This is a genomic window from Sulfurimonas sp., from assembly GCF_041583195.1.
Classification (GTDB): Bacteria; Campylobacterota; Campylobacteria; order Campylobacterales; family Sulfurimonadaceae; genus Sulfurimonas.
On record NZ_JBFHGL010000002.1, the window covers coordinates 257,457 to 273,163 of the forward strand.

19 protein-coding genes are annotated in these 15,707 nt (G+C 31.4%); 8 read left to right on the plus strand and 11 right to left on the minus strand.

Going from position 1 to position 15,707, the window contains the following annotated elements; genetic code table 11:
- Window positions 1-6 precede the first annotated feature (6 nt).
- From mshL to ABZA65_RS03135, 6 genes are read left to right on the plus strand one after another with little or no spacing between them, the layout of a single operon-like run.
- Window positions 7-1,602 (plus strand): pilus (MSHA type) biogenesis protein MshL, encoded by a 1,596-nt coding sequence (gene mshL, locus ABZA65_RS03110; protein WP_373070487.1) that lies wholly within the window; start codon window positions 7-9, stop codon window positions 1,600-1,602.
- On the plus strand, window positions 1,592-2,401 hold the full coding sequence (locus tag ABZA65_RS03115) for an AAA family ATPase (RefSeq protein WP_373070489.1): 810 nt from the start codon (window positions 1,592-1,594) through the stop codon (window positions 2,399-2,401). The genes mshL and ABZA65_RS03115 overlap by 11 nt, the downstream gene beginning before the upstream one ends.
- Window positions 2,394-3,206 carry a CDC27 family protein gene (locus tag ABZA65_RS03120; RefSeq protein ID WP_373070491.1) on the plus strand — a complete coding sequence of 271 codons (813 nt, stop codon included), beginning with the start codon at window positions 2,394-2,396 and terminating at the stop codon, window positions 3,204-3,206. Before ABZA65_RS03115 ends, ABZA65_RS03120 begins: the two co-directional genes overlap by 8 nt.
- Entirely contained in the window at window positions 3,203-3,745 is a 543-nt protein-coding gene (locus tag ABZA65_RS03125; protein ID WP_373070493.1) for a hypothetical protein, read from the plus strand. Before ABZA65_RS03120 ends, ABZA65_RS03125 begins: the two co-directional genes overlap by 4 nt.
- A gap of 13 nt (window positions 3,746-3,758) precedes the next feature.
- On the plus strand, window positions 3,759-5,492 hold the full coding sequence (locus ABZA65_RS03130) for a GspE/PulE family protein (RefSeq protein ID WP_373070495.1): 1,734 nt from the start codon (window positions 3,759-3,761) through the stop codon (window positions 5,490-5,492).
- Entirely contained in the window at window positions 5,492-6,739 is a 1,248-nt protein-coding gene (locus tag ABZA65_RS03135; RefSeq protein ID WP_373070497.1) for a type II secretion system F family protein, read from the plus strand. Before ABZA65_RS03130 ends, ABZA65_RS03135 begins: the two co-directional genes overlap by 1 nt.
- On the opposite strand, the gene ABZA65_RS03140 is transcribed toward ABZA65_RS03135, so the two are convergent.
- The 3 genes from ABZA65_RS03140 to ABZA65_RS03150 are packed head-to-tail and all read right to left on the minus strand — an operon-like array spanning window position 6,740 to window position 8,377.
- Window positions 6,740-7,309 (minus strand): YigZ family protein, encoded by a 570-nt coding sequence (locus tag ABZA65_RS03140; protein ID WP_373070499.1) that lies wholly within the window; start codon window positions 7,307-7,309, stop codon window positions 6,740-6,742.
- A complete protein-coding gene (locus ABZA65_RS03145) occupies window positions 7,310-8,020 on the minus strand; it encodes a YebC/PmpR family DNA-binding transcriptional regulator (RefSeq protein ID WP_373070501.1) in 711 nt (236 codons plus the stop codon).
- A 9-nt stretch (window positions 8,021-8,029) separates the two neighbouring features.
- Window positions 8,030-8,377: a hypothetical protein gene (locus tag ABZA65_RS03150; protein WP_373070503.1), complete on the minus strand. Its 348-nt coding sequence runs from the start codon at window positions 8,375-8,377 to the stop codon at window positions 8,030-8,032.
- Between the two features lie 99 nt (window positions 8,378-8,476).
- Between ABZA65_RS03150 and ABZA65_RS03155 the strand changes: the two genes are divergently transcribed.
- Window positions 8,477-9,181, plus strand: coding sequence for a sensor histidine kinase (locus ABZA65_RS03155; protein ID WP_373070505.1), 705 nt, complete (start codon window positions 8,477-8,479; stop codon window positions 9,179-9,181).
- 9 nt (window positions 9,182-9,190) lie between these two features.
- Complete coding sequence (locus ABZA65_RS03160; RefSeq protein ID WP_373070507.1) at window positions 9,191-9,697, plus strand: hypothetical protein; 507 nt, start codon at window positions 9,191-9,193, stop codon at window positions 9,695-9,697.
- On the opposite strand, the gene ABZA65_RS03165 is transcribed toward ABZA65_RS03160, so the two are convergent.
- Genes ABZA65_RS03165 through ABZA65_RS03200 form a run of 8 tightly spaced genes read right to left on the minus strand, consistent with a single transcriptional unit; the run spans window position 9,690 to window position 15,651 of the window.
- Window positions 9,690-10,454, minus strand: a complete 765-nt coding sequence (locus ABZA65_RS03165; RefSeq protein WP_373070509.1) for a tRNA 2-thiocytidine biosynthesis TtcA family protein — start codon at window positions 10,452-10,454, stop codon at window positions 9,690-9,692. The genes ABZA65_RS03160 and ABZA65_RS03165 overlap by 8 nt on opposite strands.
- 9 nt (window positions 10,455-10,463) lie before the next feature.
- Entirely contained in the window at window positions 10,464-11,162 is a 699-nt protein-coding gene (locus ABZA65_RS03170; protein ID WP_373070511.1) for a 5'-methylthioadenosine/adenosylhomocysteine nucleosidase, read from the minus strand.
- A 10-nt stretch (window positions 11,163-11,172) separates the two neighbouring features.
- Window positions 11,173-11,889, minus strand: coding sequence for a nitrilase-related carbon-nitrogen hydrolase (locus ABZA65_RS03175; RefSeq protein WP_373070513.1), 717 nt, complete (start codon window positions 11,887-11,889; stop codon window positions 11,173-11,175).
- Window positions 11,890-12,828: an ACP S-malonyltransferase gene (fabD, locus tag ABZA65_RS03180; protein WP_373070515.1), complete on the minus strand. Its 939-nt coding sequence runs from the start codon at window positions 12,826-12,828 to the stop codon at window positions 11,890-11,892.
- 16 nt (window positions 12,829-12,844) lie between these two features.
- On the minus strand, window positions 12,845-13,624 hold the full coding sequence (locus tag ABZA65_RS03185) for a helix-turn-helix domain-containing protein (protein WP_373070517.1): 780 nt from the start codon (window positions 13,622-13,624) through the stop codon (window positions 12,845-12,847).
- Complete coding sequence (locus tag ABZA65_RS03190; RefSeq protein ID WP_373070519.1) at window positions 13,575-14,096, minus strand: peptidylprolyl isomerase; 522 nt, start codon at window positions 14,094-14,096, stop codon at window positions 13,575-13,577. Before ABZA65_RS03190 ends, ABZA65_RS03185 begins: the two co-directional genes overlap by 50 nt.
- 46 nt (window positions 14,097-14,142) lie before the next feature.
- The gene (locus ABZA65_RS03195; RefSeq protein WP_373070521.1) at window positions 14,143-15,072 is read right to left on the minus strand and encodes a tetratricopeptide repeat protein; all 930 of its coding nucleotides are present in this window, start codon (window positions 15,070-15,072) and stop codon (window positions 14,143-14,145) included.
- A gap of 15 nt (window positions 15,073-15,087) precedes the next feature.
- Window positions 15,088-15,651: an OmpA family protein gene (locus ABZA65_RS03200; RefSeq protein WP_373070523.1), complete on the minus strand. Its 564-nt coding sequence runs from the start codon at window positions 15,649-15,651 to the stop codon at window positions 15,088-15,090.
- Between the last annotated feature and the right edge of the window lie 56 nt (window positions 15,652-15,707).

Below are 15,707 nucleotides of genomic sequence, written 5' to 3' on the forward strand. Positions count from 1 at the left end.
AAAAATATGAAATTACTACAGAAAATTGCATTCAGTGCTCTACTAAGTACACTCTTGTCACTACAGGTAAATGCTGATTGTTCTTATGAACTTTTTAGTGTTAGCTCTGCTAAAGATACAAAGATTGCAGACTTTATTGATCAACTAAGTGATCAATGTGAATTCAGTGTTATTGTATCAGACCCGCATGCGCAAAAGTTTATGGATACACCATTAAATAAAACACATCTAAAAAATCTAACTATAACAGAAGTGCTAGATATAATATTATTAGAAAACAACCTATCATATAAATTAGAAAACAACCTACTAAAAATTTCATATCTAACTACAAAAGTTTTTCCAATAGACTATATTTTATCACAAAGAAAAGCAACAGCTTCAACTGATGTTACACTTAGTTCATCAAACTCTCAAGCTTCAGGTGGCGGGCAATCAGGTGGTCAAGAAGGAGTTGCAGGTGGTACATCATCTACAGCCCAATCTGGTATTAAAATTGAGACAAATGATGAAGTTAAATTCTGGGAACAACTTGATTTAGAATTACAACAAGTTCTAAACCGCCCTGAAGATCTATATATCGCATCTTCACCAATCATCAATAAAAATGCAGGTCTAATTACAGTAACTGCCACGGCTAAGCAGATGAAAAGGCTTGAATCATATCTTAAAAAATTACAAGAAAAAGTACAATTACAGGTTTTAATCGATGTTCAACTTTTATCTGTAACAATGAGTGAAGGTAAAACTACCGGTGTAGATTGGTCACAACTATATAAATTACAAAATATAGATATATCTCTTGATACTAAACATATAAGAAATGTTACAAAATTTGATCAAGACTCGAATCAGATAACTGAAGGTGCATATAATCTAGGTAAGGATATAGCTAGTATAATTAGTATTGAAGCTGATGTAAGTCTAAATGAAGTTGTAAAATTTTTACAAACTCAGGGTGATGTAAGCTCAATTTCAAATCCTAAAGTTTTAACGCTTAATAATCAGCCGGCTCTTATTACAGCTGGTACTGAGTACTTTTATAAAGTAAAATCATCGACTAACCAACAAGGTTCTGGTGGTGGAGTTGCTGCAACAACGCAAGAAGAGTCTGTGGAATCCGTATTTGCCGGTGTATTATTAAATATTACTCCTGAAATCTCAGACGATGACACAATTACATTAAAAATAAATCCTTCATTATCTGAGACTAGGTCTGATCTTAGTCAAAGCACTTCTGTAGATAGGGTTATGCCACCGGATTTAAATAGACGTCAATTATCATCCGTTGTAACTGTTAAAAGTGGAAACAGAATTATTTTAGGCGGTTTAATAAACACTAGAAATAACCAAGATTCAAACAAAGTTCCTATATTAGGTGATATCCCTGGTTTATCTTATCTATTTAGATATGAATCTAGTTCTAAACAAGTGGAAGAGCTTGTAATTGTTATCGAAACTCATATTATTGAAAAATCAAACAATGATCTATCTCTTGCAGACCTTGGATATCAAGGTATTACAAACGAACTTGTTAATGATAGTAGAAAATCAATAACTAAAGAGATTGATTCTTTAGAAAAAGAAGAAAATGAAATCTAGCATTTACAGTAACTCTAAAGATGTTTTTCTTGATACTGTAAATCCTAAGGATTACGTTCAACTAGATCGCGTATCTACGATTTATCAGTCACTAAAAAACTCCGTTAAAAAGCCTCTTAAGATGATCTTATTATACGGAAAACCGGGGACTGGTAAAAGTATGTTTCTATCAAAACTTTACCAAGACCTCTCAAAAACTCAAGAGATCCATTTTTATCAAACACCAATCGTAGATGAGAGTGAATTTTATAGAGTTTTAGCTCATGATCTGTATGGTTTTAATGAAGAAAAAGAGTTAAACTTCACACAGATGATGAAAATAATTCAAACAAAAGAATCAGAGGAAGTTCCACTAATTCTACTTGATGAAGCACAACTTTACTCAGACCCTTTGATGGAAAAAATCAGGCTGTTATCAGACACTAGAAAAGTAAAGTTTGTAATAGCGCTACATAAAACTCAAACAGAAGATCTTATAGCAAAAGAACATTTTCAAACTAGAATATGGGAATCAATAGAGCTAAAAAATGCTTCTTTAGCTGAGATAAAAATATATATTCAAAAAAAACTAATGAAAGCAAACTGCTTTGATACGGCGAATATGTTTCATAATAATTCCGTTAAACTAATCTACAACCTAACTAATGGTAACTATAGAGATACAAACAAATTACTTTATAGTGTGTTTGAAATATATGATCATTACTATAATAATAATATGTCAAAAATAAGCATGGATAAGGTATCCAATAAAATTATAGAGATGTCTGCAATACATACAGGACTTATTGATGCATAATATTCATGAACTAGAACAAAGATGGTTAAAGTATAAAATTAAGTTTTTTCTACCTTATTTTATAACTGTATTTTTCTTAATAATTTTAGCAATTACTTTATATTTTATATTTGATTCTAAAAAAGAAAACAATATTTTAACTAAACAGGAAATCAAAAAAGAGGAACCATTACTAACAGTTAAAAAAGAGATTACAGAAACAATAAAAGAAGTACCAGTACAAAATATTCAAGTTAAACTACAAGAACCTACTCTGATAACAGAACCTACTAAAATTGAAGAAAAAACAACTTCTAATAAAAATATAATTCTAACACCATCTCTGGATTTTATGAAAAAGCTTAGAACAGATTCCTTTAATTCATATAACGATCAAGTTGATAGGGAATATCAACAAAGTTCACAGAAAATATATAAAAACAAAGAAGACCTGATTGAAGAAGACAATCTAGAAATTGAACAAAATACAGAAAAACCAAAAATCAGCATTACAAGACAAGAAGATCATAATGATATAAAAGATGTTATTAAAAGGTTCAAAAAAAACAACAACCCTACACTTAGTTTATTTGTAGCTAAGAAATATTATAAACTTGGTGAGTATCAAAAAGCTTATAATTATGCATTAATTACGAATGAAATAAACAATGAAATAGAAGATAGTTGGATAATATTTGCGAAATCTTTAGTAAAATTAAACAAAAGAGACAAAGCTATACAAACATTAACAAAGTATGTAAACCATTCTGGTTCAGGTAATGCAAAAGTATTACTAGATGATATAAAAGCGGGAAAATTTAAATGAAAATAATTTATTTACTATTACTATCAACTATATTATTTGCAGATGTTAAAGATGACATGTTTAATCTATATCAAAATGAAAAGTATGAAGATGTGTGTAATTTAGGTCACTCTTGGTTAGACAGTAATATCAGAGATGAAGAGTTTGTATCTTTATATGCATTTAGTTGTCTAAAATCTGACTATATAGATAGGCTCTCTATTCCTATTTCAGTGCTAAAATTTTCAAAAGAATCAAGATCAAATTCGGCATATTTTTCTGTTATATTGATGCAGAAAAAACTACTATATCACGCTCTAGTTGATAACTATGATCTATCAAAATTGCATCTTCCTAGTACAGACTATATACTATCAAAAGTATTTGATCTATATTCTAAACTAGGTACACATGAAAGAAGAAATGTATATTTTTTTAATGATGAGGAGAATCCAAGAGTAAACTACAAACTCTATCTTGTACAAGATGATAAACTTAGTAAAATTGTAATTGAAGAGTTTTTTGATAAAATATCAATACAACGTCATGTTTATTGGTAATGGAGTGAACTAAATGGATAGGATAACTAAAGATTTACTAGAAAGTGGTCTTATAATGAAAGGCCAAGTTGACAGACTTAAGGCCAAAGGTGTTACTTCAACTCTAATTTTAAAACATATTACACAGTCTGGTTTTATGACTATGGATAGGCTTGTGCGCTATATAGTAGATAAAATTAGAAAAGGTGTGTATGACCTTTCTATAATTTCAGATTATGATTATATTCGTGAAGATGTAGTGTTAAAAAAACTATCAGAGGGATTAGGTTTAGAGTTTATAGATCTGGATAATATAGATGTTGATCACGATTTAACAAATAAAATACCACTTCATCAGTTGCAAAAATATCATGCACTACCATTGTATCAAGATGATCTAAATGTATATATAGCTATTAATGATCCATTAGATATTGAAGCCAAAGAATCACTTCAAAGACTATTTCCAAGAAAGCCTATTAAATTAAAAGTTGCAGTTAACAAACAGATACAAAACAACTTATTTAAAGTTGAGTTAAAAGATAAAGAAAAAGTACTTGTTAAAAAAGTAAGAGATGAATTAAACTCTATAAGTTCTATTGAAGAACAACAAGAAGCTTCATCTATCTTACTTTTAATTGACGTAATTTTAAATGCATGTATTAAAGGTCGTGCAAGTGATATTCATATTGAACCTAGTGAGAGAAACTGTTCGGTACGCGGTCGTATAGATGGTAAACTGTCTGAAATATTTATTTTTCCAAAAGATATTTTTGCACCGCTCACTTCTCGTTTAAAACTACTGGCAAACCTAGATATAGCAGAGAAAAGAAAACCACAAGATGGTCGTTTTTCTACTGAAGTAGGAAAACTAGAATACGATTTTCGTATCTCAACCCTACCTACACTTTACGGTGAATCTATTGTTATGCGTGTACTTGATAAACAAAAAGCCCTTGTAAAGCTTGAAGAAGCTGGTATGGATAGTGAAAGCTATCACAAACTTCTTAAAGGCCTGGCTGCACCGTATGGTATTATATTGGTAACTGGTCCAACGGGAAGTGGTAAGACAACAACTCTTTACGGTGCACTTAATGAACTAAAAGATCCTGCCGATAAAGTAATTACGGTTGAGGATCCTGTTGAGTATAGAATGAACTTAATTCAGCAAGTTCAGGTAAATGCTAAAGTTGGTTTAGGATTTGCCGATGCTCTTCGTTCAATACTTCGTCAAGATCCTGATAAAATTATGATTGGTGAGATTCGCGATCAGGAAACGTTAGAAATTGCAATCAAAGCGGCCCTTACTGGTCACTTAGTAATCTCAACACTCCACACTAATGATTCAATTTCGGCAATTCCTCGTATGGCAGATATGGGTATACAACACTATTTAATATCTGGTGCATTGGTTGCTATTCAGGCACAAAGACTTGTTAGAAAAATATGTCCAAACTGTAAAGTGGAAGAGGAAATATCTGCTTCAACACTTGAAGAATTACACGAATTTATTCCTGAAGGATCTAAATTTTATACAGGTGCCGGATGTAAGGAGTGTAATGAAACGGGATATTCTGGTAGAGAGATGATTTGTGAAGTATTAAATATTAGTGAGGAGTTATCTTCTCTAATTGCAAAAGGTGCTTCAAAAGACGACATGACAAGACAAGCTGAAGAAGATGGTTTTATTAGTATATTTGAAAACGGTATACAAAAAGCATTATCAGGTATAACAAGTCTTGGAGAAATATTAAGGGTGGCAAAATAATGGAATTCTTTCAAGCTACGGTACTTACACAAGGTAAAAAGAAAACTCATGGTTTTTATGCAAAAGACAGAAAAGATGCTTCCGATATAGCTAAAATTAAATACTCAGGCCTTTTAATAAAAGTTGAAGAAGCTACAGAACCAATTGATCTTAAATTTAAAAGAATTAAGACAGAACTTCTTCAAAATGTTAAAAAGCGTAAAGTTAAACCAGATGCACTTATTGCAGCAATTAGACAGATGGCAGTTATGACAAATGCCGGTATATCTATTCACGATTCTATTACAGAAGTTGCTGCTTCAACGCCTGATGAAAATCTTCAATATGTTCTTGATAAACTTGCAGATGATATAAATGCAGGTAATGCTCTTTCAAAAGCAATGGAGAATTTTAGATTTGAGCTTGGTAATCTTACAATTGCCATGGTAAAACTTGGAGAGAAAACTGGTAACCTTGATGACGCACTAAATTCATTAGCAGAGATGTTAGAAGAGATTAGATCAAATGTTGTTAAATTTAAAAAAGCAATGGCATACCCAAGAAACGTTATGATAGCCATGGCTATTGCTTTTACAGTTTTAATATCTTATGTTGTACCACAATTTAAAGATATTTTTGAAAGTTTAAATGCAGAATTACCAATGCCTACTCAAATATTATTAACACTTGAGTATGTTTTTAATAATTACGGTCCATATGTATTAGCTATCTTAGCTATATCTTTTTTTACACTAAACTATCTAATAAATAACTATAAACACATACGATTTGGTTGGCATAAACTACTTCTAAGAACTTATCTAATAAAAAATATTATCAAATATGCTACACTTAATAGGTTTACACTAGTATTTTCAGAACTTGTTCGTGCGGGTATTCCTATCGCTGAAGCCTTAGATACAGCAATAGATATGATTGACAACCTACCTTTAAAAACAAAGCTAGCACAGGTTAGGATATCTGTTGAAAAAGGTGCTATGCTTAATGATGGTCTGCGTGAAACAGAACTTTTTGAAAGTATGATTACTCAAATGGTTAAAGCAGGTGAAGATGGTGGTGCTCTTGATAAGATGATGGAGAAAGTTGCAGATTATTATAAGATGCGTTTCGATGCTATTATTGACAACTTATCATCTGCAATTGAGCCTATTATGCTTTTATTAATAGCTGGTATGGTTATTCTCTTAGCACTTGGTATATTCTTACCTATGTGGGATATGGGTAATGCTGTTCAAGGTAGACATTAATTAATTAATTATTAGTCTATCTGCTTTATTAAAAAAATCATCTAAGTTTTTCTTAGTTGATTTTATTCTAAATTTTGCATCTTTCTCAAATTCTTTATCAATTATTTTTATATCGTATTCAGAACATAAATGTTCAATTTTTCCTATATTAGCATAGCTTAAAGTGATCTCTTTAAGTATTTCATCTTTATACTCAAGTTTTTCCGCTTCATCAAGTACTAAATTTACGGCATCACTGTAAGCTCGAACTAAACCACCTGTTCCAAGTTTTGTTCCTCCAAAATATCTTACAACGATAACACCTATATTCACTATATCAGCACCTTGAAGCACCATTAAAGATGGTTTTCCTGATGTTCCTTTTGGTTCACCGTCATCACTAGAAGACTCTACTATTTGATTGTATTCATTTAGATACCTTGATGCAGTTACAAAATGTCTTGCTTTTGGATGTTGCTGTTTAAGCGATGCAAGAGTTTTTTCAAACTCTGCATATGGAGTAAGGTAAGTTATAAACTTAGATTGTTTAACTTCTAAAGTGTTTGTATATATTTTGTTTATATATTGCATCTAAGCTATATTTGTAAATACCTTTTGAACATCTTCATCATCTTCAAGACGCTCTAAAATTTTATCTACATCGGCTTGCTGCTCTTCAGTAATAGATACTGGTGAATTAGCCATACGCTCTAATGTAGCTTTTTTGATCTCTACACCCATACCTTCTAGGGCTTCATTTAGAGTTCCAAAACTTGTGTAATCAGCTGTAACTAAAACCTCACCGTCTTCTACTTCAATCTCTTCAAGACCTGCATCTATTAATTCTAACTCTAACTCTTCAGGATCCATATCCTCTTTTAAGTCAAATTCAAAAAGTGCTTTTCTGTCAAACATAAACTCTAACGATCCGTTTGTCAGCATTTCGCCATTATTTTTATTTAAAATACTTTTTACGTTTGCAACTGTACGTGTGTTGTTATCTGTAGCACATTCTATAAAAAGAAGTACACCATGAGGAGCTTTACCTTCAAAAGTAACTTCTGCCATGTCTGCAACATTTTTCTCAGTAGCTCTTTTAATAGCAGCTTCAATATTATCTTTTGGCATATTTTCAGCTTTTGCATTTAATATAGCCGTACGAAGTTTAGGGTTTAGATCAGGGTCCCCTCCTCCTTCTTTTGCTGCCATAGTAATAACTTTTCCAAGTTTTGGAAACAACTTAGACATTGCTCCCCATCTTTTTAATTTTGATGCTTTTCTATATTCAAACGCTCTACCCATAAATTTCTCCTAACTAACTTGTATAATGCTTATTGCATCATCTTCACTATAATCTACTTTTATTTCACTTACATTATCATCTTTGATCAATTTTAAATTTAATTCTCTCTCATTAATTGATATCATACTTTTTAATTCAACACTATAACCATCTAGTACTCCATCAAGTGCATCTACTATTTTTACACTTAACTTTAACCAATGACGCTTTAGTGTATCTTCTTCTTCAGCATACATACCACTTTCATCATATTCTAACTCATCAGCTTGATTAGCCACATTATTTAACTTGTTAAATAATCTTTGAGAATCAATAAAACTCATCTTTAACTTTTCGTAATCTTCTTCAATTAACATATGATCTCTTAAGTAAAAATTTAATCGTATAATACCATAAGAATATTATAGCTAGCATTTTTTCTGCTATAATATTCAAAAAAATTAATAAGTGCATATATGGATAACTACAAAGATCAATTTATCTCACATATGGTAGATGAGCTGCAAACTCCCCTAAAAGCTATTTTAAAATTTTCAGATACATTGATTAAAAACAAAAGCGATATTGCCTCACAGGAAAAGTATTTAAAACTAATCCATCTTAGTGCTAAAAATTTAGAAAATATAATAAAAGATGTATCTGATATGTCAAACCTTCAAAACAATACAATTTCCATAGAATTAAATAAAGTCAATCTTAGAGATTTATTATCACAAAACTTTGAAATATTTCGCTCCAAAGCTAGAGAAAAAACAATCCGTTACTCTATTACATTTGGAAAAAATCTCCCAAAATTTATAGAAACAGATGGAAATAGACTATCTCAGGTTATATCAAACTTACTTAGCAATGCTATTAAGTTTACACCAAAAGACGGCGCTGTAAAACTAGAAGTCATATTTGATCAAGACAAATCTGTCTTAAAAGTTTTTGTAGATGACAATGGCCCTGGAATACCGGATTCAAAAAAAGCAGATATCTTTAAACCGTTTATTAAAGATAAAACAAACGTTACCTTTGAAGATACTAGAACTGGTCTAGGACTATCAATATCATTATCTATTATAGAGTTATTAAATGGTAAAATAACGTTTGAGTCTTCAGAAGAAAAAGGAAGTACCTTTAATTTTGAAATACCTGTAAAAACATATGATGATTAGGTTAAAATAATGGCTATACTATCAAGTTTTAAACATAAGTTTTTTAGTGCTTTTCGTGAAATATTTGTACATCACCATGGTTCTTTAGAATTCAGAGCTAAAATATTTGCTTTAGTTATCGCTTCTTTTGAGAATAAAATGGATGATAATAAAGAGTTCTTCAAAATAGTAAAAGAGTATGGATTAGAATTATATAAAGATGAACATAGAGCCCATCTGTTAACTATAACTACTCAGGAACTAGTAAAAAAAGTTTATGATAATAACGGTTTGGATATTGATATATTAATAACGAATATCCAAAAAGAATTAAAAATAGTACCTAGATATGCAAAAAAAATAGATGTAGATGCTCTTAGACCACTACTTTCATTTACACAAGACCCAGAACTGCTATCTTATCAAGAAAATATACTGGAATTTTTAGAAAACCTAAAGAATGAAACTATTAAAACTCAACAGAATAAGATAGAAAAATCTGAAGAAAACATAGTCTCAAAATATACTTCTAGATAGAAAATTTTTCCTTGTCAAAAAAACTATCATATGATATGTTTTTAAATGCGGCATTTAAAGATGTAAAAAGCTGAGGGTGTTCTTTCTCCATATTTCTTAACATCTCTTTTGTGTTAGCTCTAGCATGTGGCATTTTTACATCAAATCTCATTGCAGGACAAGCTTCATCACCAATAGCATTTAATTCATTGTCATCAACAAATGCACGTAGTTGACGCTCACGCATCTGAATTAGCGGACGGATAACAATAAGACCATTTTCAGCTTTATATTTTGGTGCTAAACTTCTCATTTGACCGTTATATATAAAGTTCATAAAAAAGCTCTCAGCGGCATCATCCATATGATGACCAAGTGCTACTTTATTACAACCTCTCTCTAACGCAGCTGTATACAAATACCCTCTTCTCATACGTGAAAAGAAACTACAAAAAGATGAATTTTTACGAATTTTGTCTTTTGCTAATTCATATGTTTGAGTATCAACAACTTCGTAAGGTATATCATATTCTTTACAGTGCTGTGCTAACTCACTATAGTCCTCACCCATACCGTAAGAGATCGTTACAGCTAAAAATTCAAACTTAAATGGAGCGCGGCGTTGCTGTTCTTTCATAGCATGGATCATAGTTAGTGAATCTTTTCCGCCACTTAATCCTACAAGTATTTTATCACCCTCTTCTATAAGTTCAAACTCGGCATTAGTCTTACCAAGTTTAGACATTATTTTTTTAGAAGGTACTATAGATTTACTCATTTTAACTCTTTACTTTTTAATAAGTTCATCTACCATATTCATAACAAATTCAGCAGATATAATAGCACTTGACTCTAAAAACTCATCAAAAGAAAAACTTGCATCCATATCTGCTGCATCACTTATTGAACGAAGGATGAAAAAAGGTACATTTAGCGCATTACATACAACAGCAACAGAACCACCTTCCATCTCCAATGCCGATGCATTAAATGTATCTAGTATCCAATTTTTACGCTCTTCATTTGCAACAAACTGATCACCTGTAGCTATAATTCCCTCTTTAACGCTCTTATCCATTTTAGAAGCTACTTTTTTCGATAGCTCTATCATATCTTTATCAGCTTCTACAAAAACAGAACCTTCAGGCACATATCCATATGGATGACCAAAAGCAGTAATATCTAAATCATGTTGAGAAAGCTTTGTAGCAACAACAAGATCACCAACTTTAAGATCAGGTGAAACAGCTCCTGCTACACCTGAGAACAGAAGTCTATCACATCCAAAATGCTCAATCATAGTAGTAGCAGTTAATGTAGAAAATACTTTACCAATCTTTGAATAAGCTACAACTACATCAACACCGTTATATGTAGCTTCATAATATTTATTCCCTGCATATTCAGTAGTTTTATAAGAACCTAGTTTTTCTAAAATCGGAGCCACTTCTTCTGGCATTGCACCCATAATTGCTATCTTACTCATATTATTTTCCCTATATATTAAATGTTTTTATTTCTTCTTTAAAAAGCGATAATTTTTCTGTTATCTTGCCATGGTTATCTACTAAACAAGAGCCACCCCAAAACCCTAGTCCGTCTTCAAATCCAACACGATTAACGAATACAACTTTTGCGTTACATTCTAATGATACTTTATTTAAAATATCGTACCACTTCTCCTCTATTGCTAAACCATCATCGCTAAATCCGCGTGCAGGTGAAGCAACTAATGCTATAACATAATCTGGGTTTTCATTTTTCAAACCCTTATGTACATTTTCATGCCACATATCTTCGCAAACTATCATAGATACTTTGCCAAATTTTGATTTAAAACTCTCAAAAACATCACCCGCTTCAAAATAACGAGCTTCTTCAAACATACCATAGTTTGGTAAGTGAACTTTATTATGTTGAGATAACAGTTCACCTTTTGAGAAATAAAGTCCTGCGTTTCTAAAAAAACTTCCATCTCTCATAGCTGCACCAACAACAATATCTACATCTGTACTCAAACTTTTTAATCGTTCTAACTCATCTATATCCCAAGCATCTTCATATAGTTTATCTTGTAATAGATACCCATTTAATGCCAATTCTGGAAAAACAATAATGTCACTATGCTCTTTATTGCTTTCTACTATAGATATGATATCATCGAGGTTAGTTCTATTTAACTTGGGTGATATTTGAGCTAAAGTAACTCTCATTTAGATGCAGATTTCCTCTTTAACTTTATCAAGTGAAGCCATATCAGAGATATTTAATGTTTTCATATCTTTAGCAATTCTACGGTTTAGTCCTTTTAATACTACACCTTGCCCAAATTCTATAGCCATATCAACTTCACCAGCAATCGCTTCTATAGACTGCTTATATTTTACAGGCTTGATTAATTGATCTTTTAATAGTGCTACAGCATCACCCTTTGATGAATATTTATCAGTAGTTACGTTTGATACAATAGGTGCTTCAAAAGTGTCATTAACCATGCTTGACATCAACTCTGCTAGAGGCTCTTGAGCCGAAGCTAATAGTTCACAGTGTGAAGCTACTGACATATTTAAAAGTAATGCTCTTTTAGCACCAGCTTCTTTGAATGTATCTTCTAAAGATACTAAATCAGCTTTCATACCAGCTACAACTAATTGACCATCTTGGTTATAGTTAGCAGGCCATACTTTTTTACCCGCAGCTTGTGCATCTGCACATATTTTCTCAACAGACTCATCATCAAGACCAACAATAGCCATCATACCAGCTTCTATAGACTCACAAGCTCCTTGCATAAATGCACCACGTTTGTGTACTAATTCAACTGCATCTACATAATCAATAGCACCAGATGCACAAAGAGCTGAAAATTCACCTAAAGAGTGTCCTAAAAAAAGTTCTGCTTTAACACCTGGGCAAGCATCTTTAAATAGCTTATAAGCTATCATTTGCACAAGTAGAATTGCTGGTTGAGTGAAAGCAGTTTGACCTAATTTTTCATTCTCTTCAAACATTAACTCTTTAAAGTCAACACCTATTCTCTCACCCGCTTTTTCAAACATCTCACGTGCAACTTCAGAATTTTCGTAAAAATCTTTTCCCATTCCTACAGCTTGAGAACCTTGCCCTGCAAATATCATTGCTATTTTATTCATTGTTTTCCTTTAAATATTATTTATTATCTGCTATTTTTTTTCTTAAAGTATTTCTATTTAACCCTAATCTATCAGCTAATTGTAATTGAGATTTAAACTTCTCTAAACCAGCTTCAATCAAAGGTACTTCGTAAAGATGTAGAAACTTTCTATAGTCATTGTTTGAGCCAAGTCTATCTGCAAGATAATTATGCATAATACTCATAAGTTCATCCTCACTAATATCAGCAAAAAGTGAACTGATAATTATTTGTCTTTTTAAAGAGTTTGAGTTTGTAGAGAGATCAGGCTTAAAACTATCAAAATTTATTTTATTGGATGTATTAAATAATTTTGATGCTTCATCTGCATAAATCTTAATTAGTTCATTTACATCTTCTGGTCTTTGACTTAATGGCGGTATATCAAACTTTATACTACATACTTCATCAATATACTCACTATAAAAAGAGCTTTTAGCCGTAGCTATTAATCTAATTGATTTTTCTACAATTTTATCTAAAACTATTTTTATATTAGGTACATTTTCTAAATTTACAATTATTATTTGATTTGTACTTTCTAGTGTAGATAAAATATCTTCGTAATCTTTGCCATCAAGGATTGGAGCATCATTTAATATATATCTAGCTAACGTTTTTTTACCAACACCAACTTCACCACTTATTAGGGCATTTACATTAAGTGTTTTTAATAATGTAGCTGTTTTATATGCCTGTGCACTAGATGCACAAGCAGTTACGAAATTAGTGGCATCCACAGCCAGAGCCGCCGCCAGAACCACAACAACCATCATCAGACGGTTTGTTTTCAGCCGGTATTCCTGTCATTGCTTCTTCAGCTGTTGCTTCACGTACGTTATTGATTGTAACAGTAAACATTAAATCTTTTCCAGCTAAAGGGTGATTAAAATCGATAATTACACTTTCAGCACCGATCTCATTTACAACAACTTGAACAGTTCCTCCATCTTCACCTTGACCATATAGAGTCATACCAACTTCTAAATCAATTCCTGCAAACTGCTCTTTTGGAACTTCTTGTTTAGCTTCAGCATTGTACTCACCGTAAGCATCTGCTGCTTTTACAAGTACATCACCTTTTTCTCCAATAGCCATCTCTTTAATTCCATTCTCTAAACCTGGAATTATTTGACCTTTTCCAAACATAAATACAAGTGGAGCTCCACCTACATTTCCATCAACTAATTTTTCACCATCACGTACTTCGTATTCAATAGATACGATTTGATTTGCTTCAATTGCCATATTACTTTCCTTATTTTGTTATTGCGATTTTATCATCTTAATCTTACTACTTGATTAACTCAACTTGTTTCTTAGCTTCTGAAATATATTTTGAATTTGGATACTTTGTAATTAAAGCCCTAAAAAATGTCTTAGCATTCTTATTATCACCTGTATATTTCATTGCAAATGCAGTATGATACATAAGTGTAGGCATATACGAAGCTTTTGAATATAACTCAGCACTTTTTTTAAAGTATGCTATAGCATCAGAATAGTTTTTTCTATAGTATTTCATCTCACCAATCATATAATGTGCATACGCTGGTTTATAATTTTTTTCTATTAAATATGTATACATATTTATAGCTTTTGTATAATACTTTTTGTCATAATTCTTTTTTGCGTCTTTTGCCACTTGTGCATTGCTTTGTGATCTAAAATCATCAGTTTTAGTATTGTTTTTATTTGTAACTTTAAGTTCTTTTGATACCAAATCTTTAAAAGAATTTACATTTTTAACTAAAGTATTGAATTCATTTTTAGTGACATAATTTTTATTAATTTCATCAATTAGTGCGCTTAACTCTTTAATAATCAGTTTTAAATTTTCTATCTCTTTTTGATTTTGACTAGAGATATCCAATAAGCGATTTTCAAACTCTTTTGAGCTGTTTTGTTCATCTTCGTTTAACTTATTTAACTTATTTAAATCTATCGTGTTTTCATGCGATTTACGACTCAAATTTTCTATAATAGTTTGAATCCCATCAATCCTGTCTCTTAAAGACTCAAGCTCATTTGACTGATTATTACTTTTTACTGTAACTTTTTTAAGTTTTTGATTATTTTGTAGAAGAAGTTGTTCCTCTTTTGTTAGGCCGTAAGGAGAAGGATTATTTAGATCTCCAGCTCCAAATGCAGATGGTTCATCTGCATTTAAAACTAAAGTAAATAAGAAAGTAGTTAAAGATAATACTAGTAATCTATCTTTCATATATTTTTTGTTAGATTATGGAAGTAGTTTGTAATCTACACGACGGTTTTTAGCCCAGCAGTCTTTTGTTTTATCAGTACATACTGGATTAGATTCACCATAACTTACCATTGTAATACGGTTAGCATCTACACCTTCAGCTACTAATGCTTTTTTAACAGCGTCAGCACGTTTAAGACCTAGTGCAAAGTTGTACTCATCACTACCCCACTCATCACAATTACCTTCTAACTTGATCATATATGAGCTTGCAGATGAATTAGCAGTTGAAGCATTTTTTGAAATGCTATCTTTTGCTTCAGCATCTAAACTATACTGATCAAATGCAAAATAAGCAGAAGTTAATTCACCTTCTAATGAAGCAATATTCATCTCATTAGTGTCAGCTATGTTTGAAGCATTTTCACTCATTGCATTTTCACCTGCAACATTTGCTTTGTCTTCAGATACTGTTTCAGTTTTAACTGCTTCTACCTCTTTAGCATCTTTATTAGTTTCATCAACTTGAGGCTCTCCCGAACCGCTACAACCACTTAAAATAAGTGCTAATATTGCACCAGAAAGAATTGCTTTTTTCATCATCTTACCTTTTATGAATTTTTATAACCATGATTGTAGCAAAATAATATTAATAA

What these genes read in the sequence shown, in the direction of transcription:
- ABZA65_RS03140 (WP_373070499.1), bottom strand. Translation starts at nt 7,309, where the DNA reads ATGCAATATATAAACAAAATATATACAAACACTTTAGAAGTTAAACAA.
- ABZA65_RS03115 (WP_373070489.1), top strand. Translation starts at nt 1,592, where the DNA reads ATGAAATCTAGCATTTACAGTAACTCTAAAGATGTTTTTCTTGATACT.
- ABZA65_RS03200 (WP_373070523.1), bottom strand. Translation starts at nt 15,651, where the DNA reads ATGAAAAAAGCAATTCTTTCTGGTGCAATATTAGCACTTATTTTAAGT.
- ABZA65_RS03170 (WP_373070511.1), bottom strand. Translation starts at nt 11,162, where the DNA reads ATGAGTAAGATAGCAATTATGGGTGCAATGCCAGAAGAAGTGGCTCCG.
- mshL (WP_373070487.1), top strand. Translation starts at nt 7, where the DNA reads ATGAAATTACTACAGAAAATTGCATTCAGTGCTCTACTAAGTACACTC.
- ABZA65_RS03185 (WP_373070517.1), bottom strand. Translation starts at nt 13,624, where the DNA reads ATGATGGTTGTTGTGGTTCTGGCGGCGGCTCTGGCTGTGGATGCCACT.
- ABZA65_RS03175 (WP_373070513.1), bottom strand. Translation starts at nt 11,889, where the DNA reads ATGAGAGTTACTTTAGCTCAAATATCACCCAAGTTAAATAGAACTAAC.
- ABZA65_RS03120 (WP_373070491.1), top strand. Translation starts at nt 2,394, where the DNA reads ATGCATAATATTCATGAACTAGAACAAAGATGGTTAAAGTATAAAATT.
- ABZA65_RS03130 (WP_373070495.1), top strand. Translation starts at nt 3,759, where the DNA reads ATGGATAGGATAACTAAAGATTTACTAGAAAGTGGTCTTATAATGAAA.
- ABZA65_RS03155 (WP_373070505.1), top strand. Translation starts at nt 8,477, where the DNA reads ATGGATAACTACAAAGATCAATTTATCTCACATATGGTAGATGAGCTG.
- fabD (WP_373070515.1), bottom strand. Translation starts at nt 12,828, where the DNA reads ATGAATAAAATAGCAATGATATTTGCAGGGCAAGGTTCTCAAGCTGTA.
- ABZA65_RS03125 (WP_373070493.1), top strand. Translation starts at nt 3,203, where the DNA reads ATGAAAATAATTTATTTACTATTACTATCAACTATATTATTTGCAGAT.
- ABZA65_RS03145 (WP_373070501.1), bottom strand. Translation starts at nt 8,020, where the DNA reads ATGGGTAGAGCGTTTGAATATAGAAAAGCATCAAAATTAAAAAGATGG.
- ABZA65_RS03190 (WP_373070519.1), bottom strand. Translation starts at nt 14,096, where the DNA reads ATGGCAATTGAAGCAAATCAAATCGTATCTATTGAATACGAAGTACGT.
- ABZA65_RS03165 (WP_373070509.1), bottom strand. Translation starts at nt 10,454, where the DNA reads ATGAGTAAATCTATAGTACCTTCTAAAAAAATAATGTCTAAACTTGGT.
- ABZA65_RS03160 (WP_373070507.1), top strand. Translation starts at nt 9,191, where the DNA reads ATGGCTATACTATCAAGTTTTAAACATAAGTTTTTTAGTGCTTTTCGT.
- ABZA65_RS03135 (WP_373070497.1), top strand. Translation starts at nt 5,492, where the DNA reads ATGGAATTCTTTCAAGCTACGGTACTTACACAAGGTAAAAAGAAAACT.
- ABZA65_RS03195 (WP_373070521.1), bottom strand. Translation starts at nt 15,072, where the DNA reads ATGAAAGATAGATTACTAGTATTATCTTTAACTACTTTCTTATTTACT.
- ABZA65_RS03150 (WP_373070503.1), bottom strand. Translation starts at nt 8,377, where the DNA reads ATGTTAATTGAAGAAGATTACGAAAAGTTAAAGATGAGTTTTATTGAT.